Below are 19,615 nucleotides of genomic sequence, written 5' to 3'. Positions count from 1 at the left end.
ATCATCCTCCTGGTCGAGCCGGTTGTGTGGCTTCCAGGAGTTCGGCGAGTTCCACCAGGTCGGTGCCGGTGAGTCGGGGGAGTACGCAGCCGGAGAGGGTGCGGCAGGTGTCGCGCCAGGACGCCGGGATGGACGTCCCGCCGCCCAACGCGCCGGTCAGTGCGCCTGCCAGGGCCGGTGCCGAGTCGGCGACGCGGGAGAGGCATGCGGCGGCGGGGACCGCCTCGGCGATACGGCCGCCTGCCGCGACGGTGAGGGCGAGGGCCACCGGGACCGTCTCGGCCGCTGCGATGCCGTAGCTGTAGACGTGGTCGACGATTTGGTGTTCGAGGAGGGGGATCAGGGCGAAGGCGCTGTCGGCGGCCCGGGCGAGCTGCAGGGCGTGGCGGGCGTTGCGGCCGATCTCCGTCTCCTCCGGGAGCTCGGCGAGTGCGGCTGTCACGCAGGCGTGGGTGTTCGCGCCGGTCAGGGCCAGGGCGAGGGCCGCCGCCATGGCTCTCGCGCCGTGTACGCCGTCGCCGTCCTGGGTGTAGCGGGCGTCGAACTCGGCGAGGTCGGCGGCGCGGTGGGGGTCGCCGGGGTGGGCGACGGCCAGGACGCAGGCCCGTACGCAGGCGGCGTCGTCGAAGTAGTGCGGGTTGTCGTGGCCGGTTGCGGGTGGGCGCAGCCCGGTGGCGAGGTTGCCGAGGCCGGCGCGGACGGAGATGCGGGCGCGCAGGGGGAGGATGGCCGACTCGACCTCTGGGGCGCGGTCGGCAGCGGCGGCGACTTCGCTGGCTACGGCGTTCCAGGTCAGGTCGATCGCGGCTCGGGTGCGGCGTTCTCGGCTGAGGTCGCCGAGGGCGGTGTCGTCGCCGGCGCGGAGGACTGCCTCTGCGGCGAACGCCGCCCATTCCGCGTCGTCGGAGGGGCCCAGGCGGAGCGGTTCGGGGGGTTGGTTGAGGGCGATGGGGACGGGGAGGGTGGTCGTGGCGTTGTGTTCGGCGAAGGTGTCGAGTTCGCGGGTGAGGCGGCGGGTCCATTCGGGCATACGGGCGGCTCGGTGGCGGGCGGCGGGCCAGCCGGCGGCGTCGCCTGCGGCCAGGCCCAGGAGGAGCCCGAGGATCCTCTGCCCGGCCTCGGCTTCGCCTTCGGCCTGGCGTTTCCCACCCGCACCGCCCGTGCGACTTTCGTCGTCGGGTGCGGGCGGCCCTGGTGGAGGGTGCTCGCCGCCGGCGGCCGCGGGTTCGTGCGGGGGTGTGCCGGGTGCGGGGGCTTGGGGGAGTGTTGCGGGGGTGAGGTCCTCCGGGGGCGTCCAGGCCGCGAGGTCCTCCGAGAGTGTCCCGGGCGCTGTCTCCTCCGAAGCCGCCCCCGGTGCCACATCCTCCGAGACCACACCCGTCACGAGCAGCGGGGAGTCCGGGGCGGTCCGGGGCGCGTGGTCCTCCGGGGTCGTCCCAGGCGCTGCTTCCTCCGAGGCCGCCCCAGCTACCACCTCCTCCGGAGCCGCCCCAGCTACCACCTCATCCGAGACCACCCCCGCCCCTCGCTCGGCCGCCGCTGGGTCCTCGGTCGGGCGTGCACCCTCGTCCCACGGGCTGGGCGGTGTCACGGGCGGGCCTCCGTCTCGGTATCCGTGAGGAGGGCGAAGGAGTGAGGTGAGGGAGCCTCTCCCCGTGCCGGTAGCTCACTCGGTGCGCATCCCCCCGCTCCCCACTTCCCGCCTTCCCCGGGCGTCAGCAACTCCGCGACGTCCAGCACGTGGTGCCCGGCCATCGAGGGCAGACAGCTTCCCCGGGCCGGTCCGATCGCCGACGCCCACTCCGTCGGGATCGCCGGCTCGCCCTGCGTCGCGCCCGCCAGCGCCCCCGCGACCGCGGCCGTCGTGTCCGCGTCGCGGCCCATGTTCACCGCCGTCAGGACTGCCTGGACGAAGTCGCCGTCCGCCGCCGCGTACGCCCCGAAGGCCAGGGCGACCGCCTCGGGGGCCAGGTCGGTCCAGGGGTAGCCGCCGATGACGACCGCGGAGCGGACCGCTCGTTCGCCCCGGTGGGCCACCGCCACCGCCCTCCTCAGCGACCTGGCCGTCCAGGAGTCGTCCGGGACCACCGCCAGGGCCGAGGCGACCACCGCGATCGTCGGCGCGCCCGCCATCGCCGCCGCCACACCCGCCGCCACCGCCTGGCCGCCGTAGATGCCCTCGCCGTCATGGCTCACCGACCCGTCGATCGCCACCAGACGGGCCGCCTCCGCCGGGCGGCCCGCCGCGAAGACGCCGAAGGGTGCCGCCCGCATGGCGAGACCGTCGCTCCAGGCATGCCGGTGCTGGGCGGAGATGGGGGCGGCCAGGCCCCGGCGGAGGTTCTCCAGCGTGCCGCGTTCGCTGAAGCCCGCGCCCCGGAAGGGGCCCTCCGCCCGGTCCGCGATCCACTCGTGCCAGGCCGTCTCCACATGGGCCGGGGTGAGGGCCGAGCCGTGGCGGGCGAGGAGGAGGCCGGAGAAGATCGCGTACTCGGTGTCGTCCGTGCCGGAGGGGTTGTCGGTGACGAAGCCCGTGACGCGGCCCCAGCGGGCGCGGATCTCGGAGGGCTTCATGTTCTCCGCCGGGGCGCCCAGCGCGTCGCCGACCGCCAGGCCGAGCAGGGCGCCGCGGGCCCGTTCGCGGAGTTCGGCGGTGTCCCCGGGCGCCGGAACCGAGGGGTTGCAGGCGATCGATGCCATACGCGGCCTTCCTCCGGGGGCTCCGCCCAGGGCGCGGAGCCCTTTGCGGATATGTCCCACCGTCGGCGGTTGACCCGAGCCTCGCAGGCCTCAGAGTCACCCGGTCGACATCTGTGCGGCCTCCTACACGAATGAGCGTTCTAAGGGAAAACCGCAGGTTAGCCCAGCCTTTCCTTGCTGGCGAGGTGGAATTTTCGAGCGTAGATTTGGCGTTGTCGAAGAATGGAACTTGTCTAAAGACAGCCTTGCCTGAGTTCTGGGGGACCCCATGGCCATCATCGAGATCGAAGCGCCACTGCACGAGGCGCACCGTGACAACCACACGCACCGTGATGTGAACGGCGGGTGGTTGCGGCCGGCCGTCTTCGGGGCGATGGACGGTCTCGTCTCCAATCTCGCCCTGATGACCGGTGTCGCGGGCGGGGCGGTCAGTCATCAGACCGTCGTGCTGAGCGGGCTCGCCGGCCTTGCCGCCGGCGCCTTCTCCATGGCCGCCGGTGAGTACACCTCCGTCGCCTCGCAGCGCGAGCTCGTCGAGGCCGAGCTGGAGGTCGAGCGGCGGGAGCTGAGAAAGCACCCGGAGGACGAGGAGGCCGAGCTCGCGGCTCTCTACGTGGCCCGGGGCGTCGAGCCGAAACTCGCGCGGGCCGTGGCCGGGCAGCTCTCCCGTGATCCCGAGCTGGCCCTGGAGATCCATGCCCGGGAAGAGCTCGGCATCGATCCCGGCGATCTGCCGTCGCCGCTGGTCGCGGCCGTCTCGTCCTTCGGGTCGTTCGCGCTGGGCGCCCTGCTGCCCGTACTGCCGTATCTGCTCGGCGCCACCGCGCTGTGGCCGGCCGTGCTGCTCGCGCTCTTCGGGCTGTTCCTGTGTGGTGCCGTTGTGGCCAAGGTGACCGCACGGACCTGGTGGTTCAGCGGGCTGCGACAGCTCGCGCTCGGTGGTGCCGCGGCCGGTGTGACGTACGCCCTGGGCAGCTTGTTCGGGATCGCCGTAGGATAGCTCGGCTGGAACTTATGCGTTGGGCCGCATAAGTAGCCGTTACTCGCTGGTTTCGGATGCATGACCACCGGGCATGAGCCGTAAGCGCTGTGGGCAATGACGCCTGTGGCGCACTCGCGGGGTGGACGACGACGCCCGCCTCGCCGCCGGACCGATGGACACCGATCTGACCGATCTTGTTCCCTCGGATCCCCCCATACTTTCCGCCGCCGCGCGGTACCCCCGCCGCGACCGCGGCGTCCGCATGTTGGAACGGGTTATCCCGGTTCCCGAGAACCGCTCCATCATGTAACCTGCACGAAATTTTGCACTCACGCAGAGGGCCAACGTCGTCCCTCGGCAATCTGCATATGCCACATGACGACGACGGGAGAGCCGATGCGTACGCCGCGCCAGCCGTCCCAGCACTCCGCGAATGGCCAGAACTGGTCCTTCATGGATGCTCGCCCTGCTGCGCAGGGTATGTACGACCCCCGCAACGAACGCGACGCGTGCGGCGTCGGTTTCGTCGCCACCCTCACCGGCGAGGCGTCCCACACCCTGGTCGAACAGGCCCTGACGGTCCTGCGCAACCTCGAGCACCGCGGTGCCACCGGCTCCGAGCCCGACTCCGGCGACGGTGCCGGAATCCTCTCCCAGGTGCCCGACGCGTTCTTCCGCGAGGTGGCCGGATTTGAACTGCCCGCGGCCGGTGCGTACGCCGTCGGTACCGCCTTCCTGCCGGAGGACAGGACGGCCGAGGCCGTCTCACAGATCGAGACGATCGCCGGTCAGGAGGGCCTGACGGTCCTCGGCTGGCGTGAGGTTCCGGTCGCTCCCGAGCTCCTCGGTGCCACCGCCCGGTCGACCATGCCGGCCTTCCGGCAGATCTTCGTCGCCGATGGCTCGGCCGCGGCTGCCACGGGTATCGCCCTCGACCGCAAGGCCTTCGTGCTGCGCAAGCGCGCCGAGCGCGAGGTCGGTGTCTACTTCCCGTCGCTCTCCGCCCGCACCATCGTCTATAAGGGCATGCTGACCACCGGCCAGCTGGAGCCCTTCTTCCCGGACCTGTCCGACCGCCGGTTCGGCTCCGCGATCGCGCTCGTGCACTCCCGGTTCTCCACGAACACCTTCCCGTCGTGGCCCCTCGCGCACCCGTACCGCTTCGTCGCGCACAACGGTGAGATCAACACCGTCAAGGGCAACCGCAACTGGATGGTCGCCCGCGAGTCGCAGCTCGTCTCCGACCTGTTCGGATCCGACGACAAGGCCCTCGACCGCGTCTTCCCGGTGTGTACGCCGGACGCCTCGGACTCGGCGTCCTTCGACGAGGTGCTGGAGCTGCTCCACCTCGGTGGCCGCTCCCTGCCGCACTCCGTGCTGATGATGATCCCGGAGGCGTGGGAGAACCACGACTCCATGGACCCGGCCCGGCGCGCCTTCTACCAGTTCCACTCCACGATGATGGAGCCCTGGGACGGCCCGGCCTGTGTCACCTTCACCGACGGCACCCAGGTCGGCGCCGTGCTCGACCGCAACGGTCTGCGCCCCGGCCGCTACTGGGTCACCGACGACGGCCTCGTCGTCCTCGGCTCCGAGGTCGGCGTCCTCGACATCGACCCCGCCAAGGTCGTCCGCAAGGGCCGCCTGCAGCCCGGCCGGATGTTCCTCGTGGACACCGCCGAGCACCGCATCATCGAGGACGACGAGATCAAGGCCCAGCTCGCGGCGGAGAAGCCGTACGCCGAGTGGCTGGAGGCCGGCGAGATCGAGCTGTCCGACCTGCCCGAGCGCGAGCACATCGTGCACACGCACGCCTCGGTCACCCGCCGCCAGCAGACCTTCGGTTACACCGAGGAGGAGCTGCGCGTCATCGTCGCCCCGATGGCCAAGGCCGCCGCCGAGCCGATCGGTTCGATGGGCACCGACTCGCCGATCGCCGCGCTGAGCGAGCGCCCGCGTCTGCTCTTCGACTACTTCACCCAGCTGTTCGCGCAGGTCACCAACCCGCCGCTGGACGCGATCCGCGAGGAGCTCGTGACCTCGCTGCGCTCGTCCCTCGGCCCGCAGGGCAACCTGCTGGACCCGACCGCCGCGTCCTGCCGCTCGGTCACCCTGCCCTTCCCGGTGATCGACAACGACGAGCTGGCCAAGCTCATCCACATCAACGCCGACGGCGACATGCCCGGCTTCAAGGCCGCGACCCTGTCCGGCCTGTACCGGGTGCACGGCGGCGGTGACGCGCTCGCCGCGCGCATCGAGGAGATCTGCGCCGAGGCCGACGCCGCCATCGAGAACGGCGCCCGTCTGATCGTCCTGTCGGACCGCCACTCGGACGCCGAGCACGCGCCGATCCCGTCGCTGCTGCTCACCGCGGCCGTCCACCACCACCTCATCCGCACCAAGCAGCGCACCCACGTGGGCCTGCTGGTCGAGGCCGGTGACGTCCGCGAGGTCCACCACGTCGCCCTGCTCATCGGCTACGGCGCCGCCGCGGTCAACCCGTACCTGGCGATGGAGTCCGTCGAGGACCTGGTCCGCGCCGGCACCTTCCTGTCGGGCATAGAGGCCGAGCAGGCCATCCGCAACCTGATCTACGCCCTCGGCAAGGGCGTCCTGAAGGTCATGTCCAAGATGGGCATCTCGACGGTCGCCTCCTACCGCGGCGCCCAGGTCTTCGAGGCCGTCGGTCTCGAAGACGCCTTCGTGGAGAAGTACTTCAACGGCACGGCCACCAAGATCGGCGGCGTCGGCATCGACGTCATCGCCAAGGAGGTCGCCGCCCGCCACGCCAAGGCGTACCCCGCCTCCGGCATCGCCCCGGCGCACCGCGCGCTGGAGATCGGCGGCGAGTACCAGTGGCGCCGCGAGGGCGAGCCGCACCTGTTCGACCCGGAGACGGTCTTCCGCCTCCAGCACTCCACGCGCACCGGCCGCTACGACGTCTTCAAGCAGTACACGGACCGGGTGAACGAGCAGTCCGAGCGCCTCATGACGCTGCGCGGCCTGTTCGGCTTCAAGTCCGACCGCCCCTCGATCTCCATCGACGAGGTCGAGCCGGCCAGCGAGATCGTCAAGCGCTTCTCCACCGGCGCCATGTCGTACGGCTCCATCTCCAAGGAGGCGCACGAGACCCTCGCCATCGCCATGAACCAGCTGGGCGGCAAGTCCAACACCGGTGAGGGCGGCGAGGACCCGGACCGTCTGTACGACCCGGCGCGGCGTTCGTCGATCAAGCAGGTCGCCTCCGGCCGCTTCGGCGTCACGTCCGAGTACCTGGTCAACGCCGACGACATCCAGATCAAGATGGCCCAGGGCGCCAAGCCCGGTGAGGGCGGTCAGCTGCCCGGCCACAAGGTCTACCCGTGGGTCGCCAAGACGCGTCACTCGACGCCGGGCGTGGGCCTGATCTCCCCGCCGCCGCACCACGACATCTACTCCATCGAGGACCTGGCCCAGCTGATCCACGACCTCAAGAACGCGAACCCGCAGGCGCGGATTCACGTCAAGCTGGTCTCCGAGGTCGGCGTCGGCACGGTCGCCGCGGGTGTCTCCAAGGCGCACGCGGACGTGGTGCTCATCTCCGGCCACGACGGCGGTACGGGTGCCTCCCCGCTCACCTCGCTGAAGCACGCGGGTGGCCCCTGGGAGCTCGGCCTCGCCGAGACCCAGCAGACGCTGCTGCTCAACGGCCTGCGCGACCGTATCGTCGTACAGACCGACGGCCAGCTGAAGACCGGCCGTGACGTCGTCATCGCCGCGCTGCTCGGCGCCGAGGAGTTCGGTTTCGCGACCGCGCCGCTCGTCGTCTCCGGCTGCGTCATGATGCGCGTCTGCCACCTGGACACCTGCCCGGTCGGCATCGCCACCCAGAACCCGACCCTCAGGGACCGGTTCTCCGGCAAGGCCGAGTACGTCGTGAACTTCTTCCAGTACATCGCCGAAGAGGTCCGCGAGATCCTCGCCGAGCTGGGCTTCCGCTCCATCGAGGAGGCCGTCGGCCACGCCGAGACGCTGGACGTCACGCGTGCCGTCGACCACTGGAAGGCGCAGGGCCTGGACCTGGCCCCGCTGTTCCACGTGCCCGAGCTGCCCGAGGGCGCGGTGCGTCACCAGCTGGTCGAGCAGGACCACGGCCTGGAGAAGGCGCTCGACAACGAGCTCATCAAGCTCGCCGCCGATGCCCTGGCCGCGGACTCCGCGACCGACGCCCAGCCGGTGCGCGCGCAGGTCAAGGTCCGCAACATCAACCGCACGGTCGGCACCATGCTCGGCCACGAGGTGACGAAGAAGTTCGGTGGCGCGGGTCTGCCCGACGACACCATCGACATCACCTTCACGGGCTCGGCGGGCCAGTCCTTCGGTGCCTTCCTGCCGCGCGGTGTCACGCTGCGCCTGGAGGGCGACGCCAACGACTACGTCGGCAAGGGCCTCTCCGGTGGCCGGGTCGTCGTCCGTCCCGACCGGGGCGCCGACCACCTCGCCGAGTTCTCGACGATCGCGGGCAACACCATCGCGTACGGCGCGACCGGCGGTGAGCTGTTCCTGCGCGGTCGTACGGGCGAGCGGTTCTGCGTCCGCAACTCCGGTGCGCTGGTCGTATCCGAGGGCGTGGGCGACCACGGCTGCGAGTACATGACCGGTGGTCACGCGGTGGTCCTGGGCGAGACGGGCCGTAACTTCGCGGCCGGTATGTCCGGCGGTATCGCGTACGTCATCGACCTCGACCGCGACAACGTCAACGTCGGCAACGTCAGCGCCGTCGAGGCCCTCGACGACACCGACAAGCAGTGGCTGCACGACGTGGTCCGCCGCCACCAGGAGGAGACCGGCTCCACGGTCGCCGAGAAGCTCCTGGCCGAGTGGGAGACCGCCGTCGAGCGCTTCAGCAAGATCATCCCCAGCACGTACAAGGCAGTGCTCGCCGCCAAGGACGCCGCCGAGCGAGCCGGTCTGTCCGAGACCGAGATCACCGAGAAGATGATGGAGGCGGCGATCAATGGCTGACCCGAAGGGCTTTCTGAACCACGGCCGCGAGGTCGCCAAGTCCCGCCCGGTCGACGTACGGCTGAAGGACTGGAACGAGGTCTACGTCCCCGGCTCCCTGCTGCCGATCATCAGCAAGCAGGCCAGCCGCTGCATGGACTGCGGTATCCCGTTCTGCCACAACGGCTGTCCGCTGGGGAACCTGATCCCCGAGTGGAACGACTACGCCTACCGCGAGGACTGGTCGGCCGCGTCCGAGCGCCTGCACGCCACGAACAACTTCCCGGAGTTCACGGGCCGTCTGTGCCCGGCCCCGTGTGAGTCGGCGTGTGTGCTCGGCATCAACCAGCCGGCCGTCACCATCAAGAACGTCGAGGTCTCGATCATCGACAAGGCGTGGGACGCGGGCACCGTCGCCCCGCAGGCCCCGGAGCGCCTGTCCGGCAAGACCGTCGCCGTGATCGGCTCGGGCCCGGCCGGTCTGGCCGCCGCCCAGCAGCTCACGCGGGCCGGCCACACCGTCGCCGTCTACGAGCGCGCCGACCGCATCGGCGGCCTGCTCCGGTACGGCATCCCCGAGTTCAAGATGGAGAAGCGGCACATCAACCGCCGTATCGAGCAGATGCGCGCGGAGGGCACCCGCTTCCGTACCGGTATCGAGATCGGCCGCGACCTCAAGGCGACCGACCTCAAGAAGCGGTACGACGCGATCGTCATCGCCGCCGGTGCGACGACCGCCCGTGACCTCCCGGTCCCCGGCCGCGAGCTCAAGGGCATCCACCAGGCCATGGAGTACCTGCCGCTGGCGAACAAGGTGCAGGAGGGCGACTTCGTGGCGCCCCCCATCACCGCCGAGGGCAAGCACGTCGTGGTCATCGGCGGTGGCGACACCGGCGCCGACTGCGTGGGCACCGCCCACCGCCAGGGTGCGGCCTCGGTGACGCAGCTGGAGATCATGCCCCGCCCGAACGACGAGCGGAACGCGGTCTCCCAGCCGTGGCCGACCTTCCCGATGCTGTACAAGGTCACGTCCGCGCACGAGGAGGGCGGCGAGCGGGTCTACTCCGTCTCCACCACTCACTTCGAGGGCGACGAGGACGGCAACGTCCAGTGGCTGCACCTCAGCGAGGTCGAGTTCATCGACGGCAAGCTGACCCCGAAGCCGGGCACGGAGCGCAAGATCCCCGCCCAGCTGGTCACGCTGGCGATGGGCTTCACCGGCACCGACCGCGAGAACGGTCTGGTCGAGCAGTTCGGCCTGGAGCTCGACGAGCGCGGCAACATCGCCCGCGACGCCGACTTCCAGACCAACGTGCCCGGCGTGTTCGTCGCCGGTGACGCGGGCCGCGGCCAGTCGCTCATCGTGTGGGCGATCGCGGAGGGCCGCTCGGCCGCCCGTGGCACCGACCGGTTCCTGACCGGCGCGAGCGACCTGCCGGCCCCGATCCGGCCGACGGACCGCTCGCTGATGGTCTGACACCCCAAGAGACGTCCCGTACAACGGCGTACGGAACACTGACGGCGCCTGTCCCTTGTCCCCGACCGGACGAAAGGGCAGGCGCCGTCGCCTTTCTCAGGCATGGTCCAGAGGACGCCCCCCAGGGCCCCTAGGGCACCTTGTACGTCTCTCCGTACATCTGCCACTCCAGCGGCGTGCTCATCCGGAGGTTCCCGTTGTTCAGGAACCGCCGCTGGGCCGTGTCGATGCGCGTGGTGTCGGTGTCCGGCCGCTTCGCCCGCATGGCCGCCCGGCGTACGTCGAGGAAGGCGTCCAGGTACGTCTTCTCCGCGCCGCCCTCGGACGGGGAGTCCGCCTTGCGCAGGGCGCGTTCGCGCAGGACATAGAAGCCGTCCGCGTCGATGCCCGCGCCGTGGAAGACCATCGCGTCGTAGTACACGAACTGGCCCAGCGTGCCGAGCCCGTCGAGCTTGGCGAGGCGCACCGCCGGGTCGAAGTAGACGCGGTCGCGTTCGGCGTCCTGGGCCTCGCGGAACGCCGCCACCCGGGACTCCGCCTTCCAGGCCTTGGTGAAACCGGGGTCCAGGCCCTCGTGGGAGTCGGTGCCGTCGACCTCGCGCAGGGCGGGGAGATAGCGGGCGAGCCCGTTGTCCGGGTGGTCCTCGGTGTAGTTCTCGACCAGGTCGAGCAGGTCGTGGGTGCCGGTGCAGAAGCCGATGATGCCGGCCGTGTAGCCCTGGCCGTCGCCGAGGTCCTCGATGTAGCCGTAGGTGCGGCGCCAGTCGAGGGTCGAGCTCTCGGCGCTGGAGACGAGCTGCTGGGCCAGCTCCTTCTTCGCGGGAGCGGCGAGGCCCTTCGGCAGGCTCGCGATCAGCTCGTCGTCCGCCGCACGGTCCTGCTCGGCGCGGCTCTTGGCCTCCTGAAGGGCGTCCTGCTGCGCGGACGCGACGGTGGACTCCGCCGGGCTCTCCGCGGACTCCGAGGGGATCAGGAAGTAGACGACCGCCGCGACGGCGACCGGGACGACGGCGAAGAGCAGGACTCCGATACGTCTCACTGGGCGATCCCTCCGCCGGTCAGCTCCGCGACCTTGGCGACCGCGGCCATCGCCAGCAGCACCACCACGCCCACGCAGGCGGCCGCCTGGATCAGGGCCTGGCGCGGCCCGCGCGGGGCGTACGCGTAGGCGAACGTGACCGCGGCCCCCGTCAGCAGTCCACCGAGGTGGCCCTGCCAGGAGGTGATGCTCGCGGAGAGCAGCAGCCACAGGAGCAGGAACGCCATGAAACGGTTGACGGAGCGCATGTCGGCGCCGATGCGGTGGGCGAGGACGTAGTAGGCGGCACCGAGGCCGAAGATCGCGCCCGACGCGCCGACCGACTCCACGTGCGGGTCGGTGAGCAGCAGCTCGAACACCGAACCGCCCAGCGTGGCCAGCAGATAGAGCGCGAGGTACCGGGCCCGGCCCAGCATGGGCTCCACGACCCGGCCGAGCTGCCACAGCGTGAGCATGTTCATCACGATGTGCAGCACCCCGAAGGTGCCCTCGGTCGGCGCCGAGTGAAGGAACCCGCTGGTCAGCAGCCGGTCCCACTCTCCGGCGACCACGCCCTCGGCGTGCAGGTCCGACGGGTACCCGGGCGCGTAGACGTAGTAGCCGTCCGGCCCGGCCAGCCGGGCGCCGAGCATCGAGAACCGGTCCAGGATCTCCGGGCGCACCACCTCGGCCACGTAGGCGAGGACGTTGAGCCCGATGAGTACGGAGGTCACGAGCGGCGTCGCGGCGATCCGCCCGCCGACGAGCGTCCGGGCCTGCCGCACCGACCGCGCGCCCTCCTTCACGCACTCCACGCACTGGTGGCCGACGGACGCCTCCCGCATGCAGTCCGGGCAGATGTACCGGTCGCAGCGGGTGCAGCGGACGTGGGACTCGACCTTGGGGTGGCGATAGCAGGTCGTGGCCGTGGGCTGGGCGGACTGGGACTGGGCGGACTGGGACTGGCTGGACTCGGACTGGGTGGACTCGGGCTCCACAGCCGGCTCCTCGAAGGGGACTGGACGAACGGTGAGCCGGTGGGGGCGGCGGCGAACAAAATAGCGAACACCTGTGGACGGAGGGAGGGGCGGGGCCGGTGGTGTCGTAATCTCGGCTGCCAGTGGGACGTGTGAGGGGGAGACAGTATGGCAGCGATCAGTCTCAGCAAGGTCGAGGAGACCGCGCCCGCGCTGGTCAGCCTGTACAAAACCGCCGGGGTGTCGCTGCGCAAGCACGGACTGGACGGGGCGCGGGCCGCGGTCTACCTGGTCGTGGACTACTCCGGGTCGATGAAGCCGTACTACAAGGACGGCAGCGTGCAGGCGCTCGCCGACCGGGTGCTCGGGCTGTCGGCGCACTTCGACGACGACGGGACCGTGCCGGTGGTGTTCTTCTCGACCGACGTCGACGCGGAGACGGAGATCGCGCTGGCCGACCACCGGGGGCGCATCGAGCGGATCGTGGCCGGCCTCGGGCACATGGGCAAGACCAGCTACCACCTGGCCATGGACGCCGTCATCGACCACTACCTCGACAGCGGGTCGACGGCCCCCGCCCTGGTCGTCTTCCAGACCGACGGCGGCCCCATCAACAAGCTCGCCGCGGAACGCTACCTGTGCAAGGCGGCCCGCCTCCCGCTGTTCTGGCAGTTCATCGGCTTCGGCGACCCGGACAGCAAGCAGTTCGACTACCTGCGCAAGCTCGACGACCTGTCCGTCCCGGACAAGCGGGTCGTCGACAACGCCGGCTTCTTCCACGCCGGCGCGGAGCCGCGGAAGGTGTCCGACACCGAGTTGTACGACCGGCTCGTCGGCGAGTTCCCGAAGTGGCTGGTGGCGGCGCGGGCGCAGGGGATCGTACGGGGGTAGCGGCGCACGGTCGCCGACCTTGAGGGCTCGCCGGCACTCGCTCACCCGGTTGCTCGCCCCGTTGGCTTGGGCGGTATGACCGTGTAACCCTGTGGTTGATCCGACGGGGAGGCGACGGCGTATGGACGGCGCACGATCGGGGAACGAGGAAGCGGTGGCCGGGCGGGCCGCCCCGCCCGGGAAGGGCGAGCGAGTCGCCGACTGGGCCGACGGACGGCTGGGGATCTACGCGCTGGCCAAGGCCAATATGCGCAAGGTCTTTCCGGACCACTGGTCCTTCATGCTGGGCGAGGTCTGCCTCTACAGCTTTCTCGTCCTGATCCTCACCGGCGTCTATCTCACCCTGTTCTTCGACCCGAGCACCAACGAGGTCGTCTACAACGGCACCTACGAACCCCTCAACGGCGTCCTGATGACCAGGGCCTACGAGTCCACGCTCGACATCAGCTTCGACGTGCGCGGCGGGCTGCTCATACGCCAGATCCACCACTGGGCGGCGCTGGTCTTCGTCACCGGGATGCTCGTGCACATGATGCGGGTGTTCTTCACCGGAGCCTTCCGCAAGCCGCGCGAGATCAACTGGGTGTTCGGCTGGTCCCTGCTGATGCTCGGCATCATCACCGGCCTGACCGGCTACTCCCTCCCCGACGACCTGCTGTCCGGCACCGGCCTGCGGTTCGCCCACGGCGCGATCCTGTCGATCCCGATCGTGGGGACGTACGTGGCGTTCTTCCTCTTCGGCGGGGAGTTCCCCGGGGAGGACTTCATCGCCCGGCTGTACCCGATCCACATCCTGCTGCTGCCCGGGATCATGCTGGGCCTGGTGGTCGCCCATCTGATCCTGGTCTTCTACCACAAGCACACGCAGTACCCGGGTCCCGGCCGCGACCAGAAGACGGTCGTCGGCATGCCCTTCCTGCCGGTGTACATGGCCAAGGCGGGCGGCTTCTTCTTCCTGGTGTTCGGCGTGCTGACGGTCATGGGCGGCATCGCCAGCATCAACCCCGTGTGGGCGTTCGGGCCCTACCGTCCGGACCTGGTGACCACGGGTGCCCAACCCGACTGGTACCTGGGCTTCTCCGAGGGCCTGATCCGGGTGATGCCGGGATGGGAGATCAACGCCTGGGGCCACACCCTGGAACCGGGCGTCTTCATCCCCTTCTCCCTCTTCCCGCTGATCCTGCTCGCGCTGGGCGTGTATCCCTTCGTCGAGGCGTGGATCACCGGCGACAAACGGGAGCACCACATCCTCGACCGGCCGCGCAACATGCCCGTGCGCACCGGCCTCGGCGCGGCCTGGCTGAGTCTGTACGCGGTGCTGCTGATCGGTGGCGGCAACGACATCGTGGCCACGCATCTGCATCTGTCCATCAACCTGATCACGTGGTTCGTGCGGATCGCGGTCTTCGTCGTGCCGGTCGTCACCTACATGGTGACCAAGCGGATCTGCCTCGGGCTGCAGCGCCGGGACCGGGCCAAGGTGCTGCACGGCAGGGAGACGGGCACCATCAAACGGCTCCCGCAGGGGGAGTTCATCGAGGTCCACGAACCCCTCTCCCAGGGGCAGCTGTTCACCCTGACCCAGCACGAGGAGCATCCGCCGTACGAGGTCGGTCCGCTCGTCGACGCGAACGGCGTCCGGCGCCGGGTCCCCCGGACCCAGCGGGTGCGGGCCCGGCTGGCGCGGGCGATGTTCGGGCCTCGGTCGCGGATCACCAAGCCGACGGTGGAGGAGTACCGCGAGATCACCAGCGGCGATCACCACTGAGCCGATCACCACTGGGACGGTCGTGCCGGGGCCGAGCGGCGCCGAGCACCTCGGCCCTGCAGGCGTCCGGGCTGCCCCAGGCGGTGCGCAGGGCGCGGGCCTTGGTGAGCCAGAGCGACAGGTCGTACTCCGCCGTGTAGCCGATCGCGCCGTGCGCCTGGAGTGCCGTACGGGCGGTCGCGTACGCGGCCTCGCAGGCGGTGACCTTGGCGGCGGCTATGTCGGCCGTGTCCATGGTGAGCGCGGCGCCGAGGACGAGGGGCCGGGCGAACTCCAGGGCGACCTTCGCGTCGGCGAGCCGGTGCTTGACTGCCTGGAACGAGCCTATGGGGACGCCGAACTGGGTCCGCCGCCGGACGTGGGCGACCGTCCTGTCGAGCAGTGCGAGGCCCACGCCGAGGGCCTGGGCGGCGGTGGTCAGGCGGGCGTGGGCGAGGGCTTGCGCGGTGGGCGGGTCGGGGCTGAGGAGTTCGCCGCCGGGGTCGAGGGGCGTGAGGCGGCGGGCCGGGTCCAGGGAGGGGCGCACGGGGCCATGGCCGGGGGAGAGGTGCAGGCCGTGCGGGGTCAGCGTGAGGTGGGTGGTGGCCGCGTCGCCGTCCAGGGCGTACGGCGCCGTCCACGCCAGCGTCGCCATCGCCTCGCCCGTCGCCAGCGCCGGAAGGAGCCGCTTGGCCGCGCCGGGGTCCGGCAGACCGGCGAGCAGGGCCGCGGCGGTGACCGTCTCCACCAGTGGCCCCGGCACCGCATGCCGCCCCAACTCCACGAAGGCGACGGCGAGTTCGACGGGCCGCGGCCCCAGTCCCTCGTATGCCTCGGGAACGGCCAGCGCGAAGACTCCGGCTTCTGCGATACGGGACCACAGCGCACGGCCACGGGCATGCTCGCCCCGGCTCCACTCCCGCACGACCGACGGCGTGTCCGCCGCCGTCAGCATCGCGTCCAGCGAGTCGGCGAAGGCCCGCTGCTCGGCGTCGAGGAGGAACCTCATCAGCGTCGCCCCTTCGGCAGGCCGAGCAGCCGCTCGGCGATGATGTCGCGCTGGATCTCGTTCGTGCCCGCGTAGATGGGGCCGGCGAGGGAGAAGACGTAGAGCTCGGACCAGTCGGTGTCGGCCAGCTCGCCCTCGACGCCCAGAAGATCGAGGGCCGTCTCGTGCAGCGCGATGTCGTACTCCGACCAGAAGACCTTGTTCAGGCTGGACTCCGGGCCGATCGACTCGCCGTCGAGGAAGCGGGAGGCGGCGGCGTAGGTGAAGAGCTGGTACGCCCGGGCGCCGATCAGGGCGTCGGCCACGCGGTGCCGTGTGTTCTCCGGGCTGCCCCGGGTGTGCCAGAGATGCAGCAGGCGATCCGCGCTCGCGAGGAAGCGGCCGGGGGAGCGCAGCATCAGGCCGCGTTCGTTGCCCGCCGTCGACATCGCGATCCGCCAGCCCTGTCCCGGCTCGCCGATCACGTCCTCGTCCGGCACGAACACCTCGTCCAGGAACAGCTCGGCGAACGCGGGCTTCCCGTCGAGACGGGCGATGGGGCGGACCGTGACCCCGGGGGCGCGCAGGTCGAACATCAGGTACGTCAGGCCCTGGTGCGGCTTGGGCCTGTCCGGGTCGGTGCGGAACAGGCCGAACGCGCGGTCGGCGAAGGCGGCGCGCGAGGACCAGGTCTTCTGGCCGGACAGCAGCCAGCCGCCGTCCGCACGCACTGCCCTCGACCTCAGCGAGGCCAGATCCGAACCCGCCTCCGGCTCCGACCACGCCTGCGCCCAGATCACCTCGCCGGTGGCCATGGACGGCAGCACGCGCGCGCGTTGCTCCTCCGTGCCGTACTCGAAGAGGGTCGGGGCGAGGAGGCCGGCGCCGTTCTGGTTGACGCGTCCCGGCGCGCCCGCCGCCCAGTACTCCTCCTCGAACAGCAGCCACTGCACGAGCGTGGCGTCCCGGCCGCCGTACGCCGTCGGCCAGTGCACCACCGACCAGCGGTCGGCGGCGAGTCGGGCCTCCCAGGCCCGGTGCGCCGCGAAGCCCGCCTCGGTCTCCAGGGAGGGGAGCGGGTCGGGCGGCACATGCGCGCGCAGCCAGGCCCGGGCCTCGGCGCGGAACGCCTCGTCGGCGGCGGAGTGGGTGAGGTCCACTGCCGTCCTCCCTCCCTGCGAGTCTTCCCTAACAAGTGTTTGGTAGGTTAGCGTGCTGCCATGACAAACGTCGAGGCGCCGACGTACGTTCCCGGGCACGGACTGCTCCCCGGGCGCACGGCCGTCGTCACCGCCGCGGCCGGCGCGGGCATCGGCGGCGCTACCGCCCGCCGCCTCCTGGAGGAGGGCGCCCGCGTGCTGATCAGCGACGCCCACGCGCGGCGGCTGAAGGAGCACGAGGCGGAGCTGGCCCGGGAGTTCGGGGGCGCGGTGACGTCCGCGGTGTGCGATGTCACCGACGAGACGCAGGTGCGGGCCCTCTTCGACACCGCCCTACAGGAGCACGGCCGACTGGACGTGGTCGTCAACAACGCCGGCCTCGGCGGGACTTCGCCCCTCGTCGACATGACCGACGAGCAGTGGTCGAAGGTCCTCGACGTGACCTTGAACGGCACCTTCAGATGCACCCGGGCCGCCCTGCGCCGGATGCGGGACACCGGCGGCGGCGTGATCGTCAACAACGCCTCCGTCGTCGGCTGGCGCGCCCAGGCCGGGCAGGCACACTACGCCGCCGCGAAGGCCGGCGTGATGGCGCTGACCCGGTGCGCCGCGATCGAGGCCGCCGAGTACGGGGTACGGGTCAACGCGGTGGCGCCGAGCCTCGCCATGCACCCGCACCTGGCGAAGGTGACGACCCCCGAGCTGCTGGAGGAGCTCACCGCCCGCGAGGCCTTCGGGCGGTACGCCGAGCCCTGGGAGGTGGCCAACGTGATCGTCTTCCTGGCGTCGGGCTACTCGTCGTACATGACCGGCGAGATCGTCTCCGTCAGCAGCCAGCATGCCTAGGACGACAGCAGCCACCCTGCCCAGGACGACAATGGACCCGTGCCGACCAAGAAGAAGCCCCAGGTGACCGCCGCAGCCGCCAGGCGGCGCGAACTCCTCGACACCGCCGCCGAGGTCTTCGCCGAGCAGGGCTACAACGCCACGACCGTACGCAAGATCGCGGACCACGCGGGCATGCTCGCGGGCAGCCTCTACTACCACTTCGACTCCAAGGAGTCGATGCTGGAGGAGATCCTGCGGACCTTCCTCGACGAACTCTGGGGCGGCTACGACGCCGTCCTGGGCGCCGAGCTCGGGCCACGCGAGACCCTCGAAGCCCTGGTCACCGAGTCGTTCCGGGAGATCGACCGGCACCGCGCCGCCGTCGCGATCTACCAGAAGGAGAACAAACAGCTGGTGGCGCAGGAGCGGTTCGCGTTCCTCGCCGAGTCGCAGCGCAGGTTCGAGAAGGCCTGGCTGTCCACGCTGGAGCGCGGGGTCGCGGCCGGGGTGTTCCGGTCCGACCTCGACGTCCGGCTCACCTACCGGTTCGTGCGGGACACGGTGTGGGTCGCCGCGTCCTGGTACCGGCCCGGCGGACAGCACAGCCCGGAGGAGATCGCCCGGCAGTACCTGTCGATGGTGCTGGACGGGATCGCCGTACGCACGTGATCGCCGTACGCACGTAACTCATTGGGGAGTTGCCATGGCCGAGGCCTACATCGTCGAAGCGGTCCGCACGCCCGTCGGGCGGCGCGGGGGAGGGCTCAGCGCGGTCCATCCGGCCGACCTGGGCGCGCATGTGCTGAAGGAGCTCGTCTCACGCGCGGGCATGGATCCGGCCGCCGTCGAGGACGTCGTCTTCGGCTGCCTGGACGCCGTCGGACCGCAGGCCGGGGACATCGCGCGGACCTGCTGGCTGGCGGCCGGGCTGCCCGAGGAGGTGCCGGGTGTGACCGTGGACCGGCAGTGCGGGTCCTCGCAGCAGGCCGTGCACTTCGCCGCGCAGGGCGTGCTGTCCGGCACCCAGGACCTGGTGGTCGCGGGCGGCGTGCAGAACATGTCGATGATCCCCATCGCCTTCGCCACCCGGCAGGCGGCCGAGCCACTGGGGCTGACGGCGGGGCCCTTCGCGGGCAGCGAGGGCTGGCGGGCCCGGTACGGGGAGAAGCCGGTCAACCAGTTCGTCGGCGCCGAGATGATCGCCGCGAAGTGGGGGATCAGCCGGCCGGACCAGGAGGAGTTCGCGCTGCGCTCGCACCGACGGGCGCTGCGGGCGATCGACGAGGGACGCTTCGAGCGGGAGGTCGTGCCCTACGGGCCGGTCGCCGTCGACGAGGGGCCGCGCCGGGACACCTCGCTGGAGAAGATGGCAGGGCTGAAGCCGGTCATCGACGGCGGCACCGTCACGGCGGCCTGTTCCTCGCAGGTATCCGACGGCGCGGCGGCGATGTTGCTGGCCTCGGAGCGGGCCGTGCGCGAGCATGGGCTCACGCCCCGGGCCCGGGTGCACCACCTCTCGGTGCGCGGTGAGGATCCCATCCGCATGCTCACCGCCCCGATCCCCGCCACCGCCCACGCCCTGAAGAAGACCGGCCTGTCGATCGACGACATCGACCTCGTCGAGATCAACGAGGCCTTCGCACCGGTGGTCCTGGCCTGGCTGAAGGAGACCGGCGCGGATCCGGACAAGGTCAACGTCAATGGCGGGGCGATCGCTCTCGGCCACCCGTTGGGCGCGACCGGCGTGAAGCTGATGACGACCCTGGTGCACGAACTGGAGCGCACCGGCGGGCGGTTCGGGCTGCAGACGATGTGCGAGGGCGGGGGACAGGCCAACGTGACGATCATCGAGAGGCTGTGACGG

At 70.9% G+C, this 19,615-nt stretch carries 14 protein-coding genes; 8 read left to right on the top strand and 6 right to left on the bottom strand.

What is annotated here, in order from left to right; translation table 11 throughout:
• Nucleotide 1: 1 nt before the first annotated feature.
• Complete coding sequence (locus tag ABD932_RS08465) at nucleotides 2–1,474, bottom strand: ADP-ribosylglycohydrolase family protein (RefSeq protein WP_425587422.1); 1,473 nt, start codon at nucleotides 1,472–1,474, stop codon at nucleotides 2–4.
• A 113-nt stretch (nucleotides 1,475–1,587) separates the two neighbouring features.
• Entirely contained in the window at nucleotides 1,588–2,700 is a 1,113-nt protein-coding gene (locus ABD932_RS08460; RefSeq protein WP_345010214.1) for an ADP-ribosylglycohydrolase family protein, read from the bottom strand.
• A 268-nt stretch (nucleotides 2,701–2,968) separates the two neighbouring features.
• On the opposite strand from ABD932_RS08460, the gene ABD932_RS08455 reads away from it, so the two are divergent.
• From ABD932_RS08455 to ABD932_RS08445, 3 genes are all read left to right on the top strand, one after another.
• Nucleotides 2,969–3,700, top strand: a complete 732-nt coding sequence (locus ABD932_RS08455; protein WP_345010212.1) for a VIT1/CCC1 transporter family protein — start codon at nucleotides 2,969–2,971, stop codon at nucleotides 3,698–3,700.
• A gap of 378 nt (nucleotides 3,701–4,078) precedes the next feature.
• A complete protein-coding gene (gene gltB, locus ABD932_RS08450) occupies nucleotides 4,079–8,686 on the top strand; it encodes a glutamate synthase large subunit (protein ID WP_345010500.1) in 4,608 nt (1,535 codons plus the stop codon).
• Entirely contained in the window at nucleotides 8,679–10,142 is a 1,464-nt protein-coding gene (locus ABD932_RS08445) for a glutamate synthase subunit beta (RefSeq protein WP_345010210.1), read from the top strand. Before gltB ends, ABD932_RS08445 begins: the two co-directional genes overlap by 8 nt.
• 130 nt (nucleotides 10,143–10,272) lie before the next feature.
• On the opposite strand, the gene ABD932_RS08440 is transcribed toward ABD932_RS08445, so the two are convergent.
• Together ABD932_RS08440 and ABD932_RS08435 are read right to left on the bottom strand one after the other, a co-directional pair.
• Nucleotides 10,273–11,181 (bottom strand): chitosanase, encoded by a 909-nt coding sequence (locus ABD932_RS08440; protein WP_345010208.1) that lies wholly within the window; start codon nucleotides 11,179–11,181, stop codon nucleotides 10,273–10,275.
• Nucleotides 11,178–12,158 (bottom strand): rhomboid family intramembrane serine protease, encoded by a 981-nt coding sequence (locus ABD932_RS08435; RefSeq protein WP_345010206.1) that lies wholly within the window; start codon nucleotides 12,156–12,158, stop codon nucleotides 11,178–11,180. The genes ABD932_RS08440 and ABD932_RS08435 overlap by 4 nt, the downstream gene beginning before the upstream one ends.
• Nucleotides 12,159–12,305: 147 nt before the next feature.
• Between ABD932_RS08435 and ABD932_RS08430 the strand changes: the two genes are divergently transcribed.
• Both ABD932_RS08430 and qcrB read left to right on the top strand, forming a co-directional pair.
• The gene (locus ABD932_RS08430) at nucleotides 12,306–13,028 is read left to right on the top strand and encodes a vWA domain-containing protein (protein ID WP_345010204.1); all 723 of its coding nucleotides are present in this window, start codon (nucleotides 12,306–12,308) and stop codon (nucleotides 13,026–13,028) included.
• A gap of 121 nt (nucleotides 13,029–13,149) precedes the next feature.
• Nucleotides 13,150–14,796: a cytochrome bc1 complex cytochrome b subunit gene (qcrB, locus tag ABD932_RS08425; protein WP_345010202.1), complete on the top strand. Its 1,647-nt coding sequence runs from the start codon at nucleotides 13,150–13,152 to the stop codon at nucleotides 14,794–14,796.
• Here the strand turns inward: qcrB and ABD932_RS08420 are convergent.
• The gene (locus tag ABD932_RS08420) at nucleotides 14,774–15,784 is read right to left on the bottom strand and encodes an acyl-CoA dehydrogenase family protein (RefSeq protein ID WP_345010200.1); all 1,011 of its coding nucleotides are present in this window, start codon (nucleotides 15,782–15,784) and stop codon (nucleotides 14,774–14,776) included. The two genes, qcrB and ABD932_RS08420, sit on opposite strands and share 23 nt — an antisense overlap.
• Nucleotides 15,784–16,923 (bottom strand): acyl-CoA dehydrogenase family protein, encoded by a 1,140-nt coding sequence (locus ABD932_RS08415; RefSeq protein ID WP_345010198.1) that lies wholly within the window; start codon nucleotides 16,921–16,923, stop codon nucleotides 15,784–15,786. The genes ABD932_RS08420 and ABD932_RS08415 overlap by 1 nt, the downstream gene beginning before the upstream one ends.
• 60 nt (nucleotides 16,924–16,983) lie before the next feature.
• On the opposite strand from ABD932_RS08415, the gene ABD932_RS08410 reads away from it, so the two are divergent.
• From ABD932_RS08410 to ABD932_RS08400, 3 genes are read left to right on the top strand one after another with little or no spacing between them, the layout of a single operon-like run.
• Complete coding sequence (locus ABD932_RS08410) at nucleotides 16,984–17,769, top strand: SDR family oxidoreductase (protein WP_345010195.1); 786 nt, start codon at nucleotides 16,984–16,986, stop codon at nucleotides 17,767–17,769.
• A gap of 39 nt (nucleotides 17,770–17,808) precedes the next feature.
• Entirely contained in the window at nucleotides 17,809–18,420 is a 612-nt protein-coding gene (locus ABD932_RS08405; protein WP_126391357.1) for a TetR/AcrR family transcriptional regulator, read from the top strand.
• Between the two features lie 34 nt (nucleotides 18,421–18,454).
• Entirely contained in the window at nucleotides 18,455–19,612 is a 1,158-nt protein-coding gene (locus ABD932_RS08400; RefSeq protein ID WP_345010193.1) for an acetyl-CoA C-acetyltransferase, read from the top strand.
• Nucleotides 19,613–19,615: the final 3 nt, after the last annotated feature.

This window comes from Streptomyces shaanxiensis, from assembly GCF_039537145.1.
GTDB classification, from domain to species: Bacteria; Actinomycetota; Actinomycetes; order Streptomycetales; family Streptomycetaceae; genus Streptomyces; species Streptomyces shaanxiensis.
This window is presented reverse-complemented; position numbering and strand designations above follow the sequence as displayed.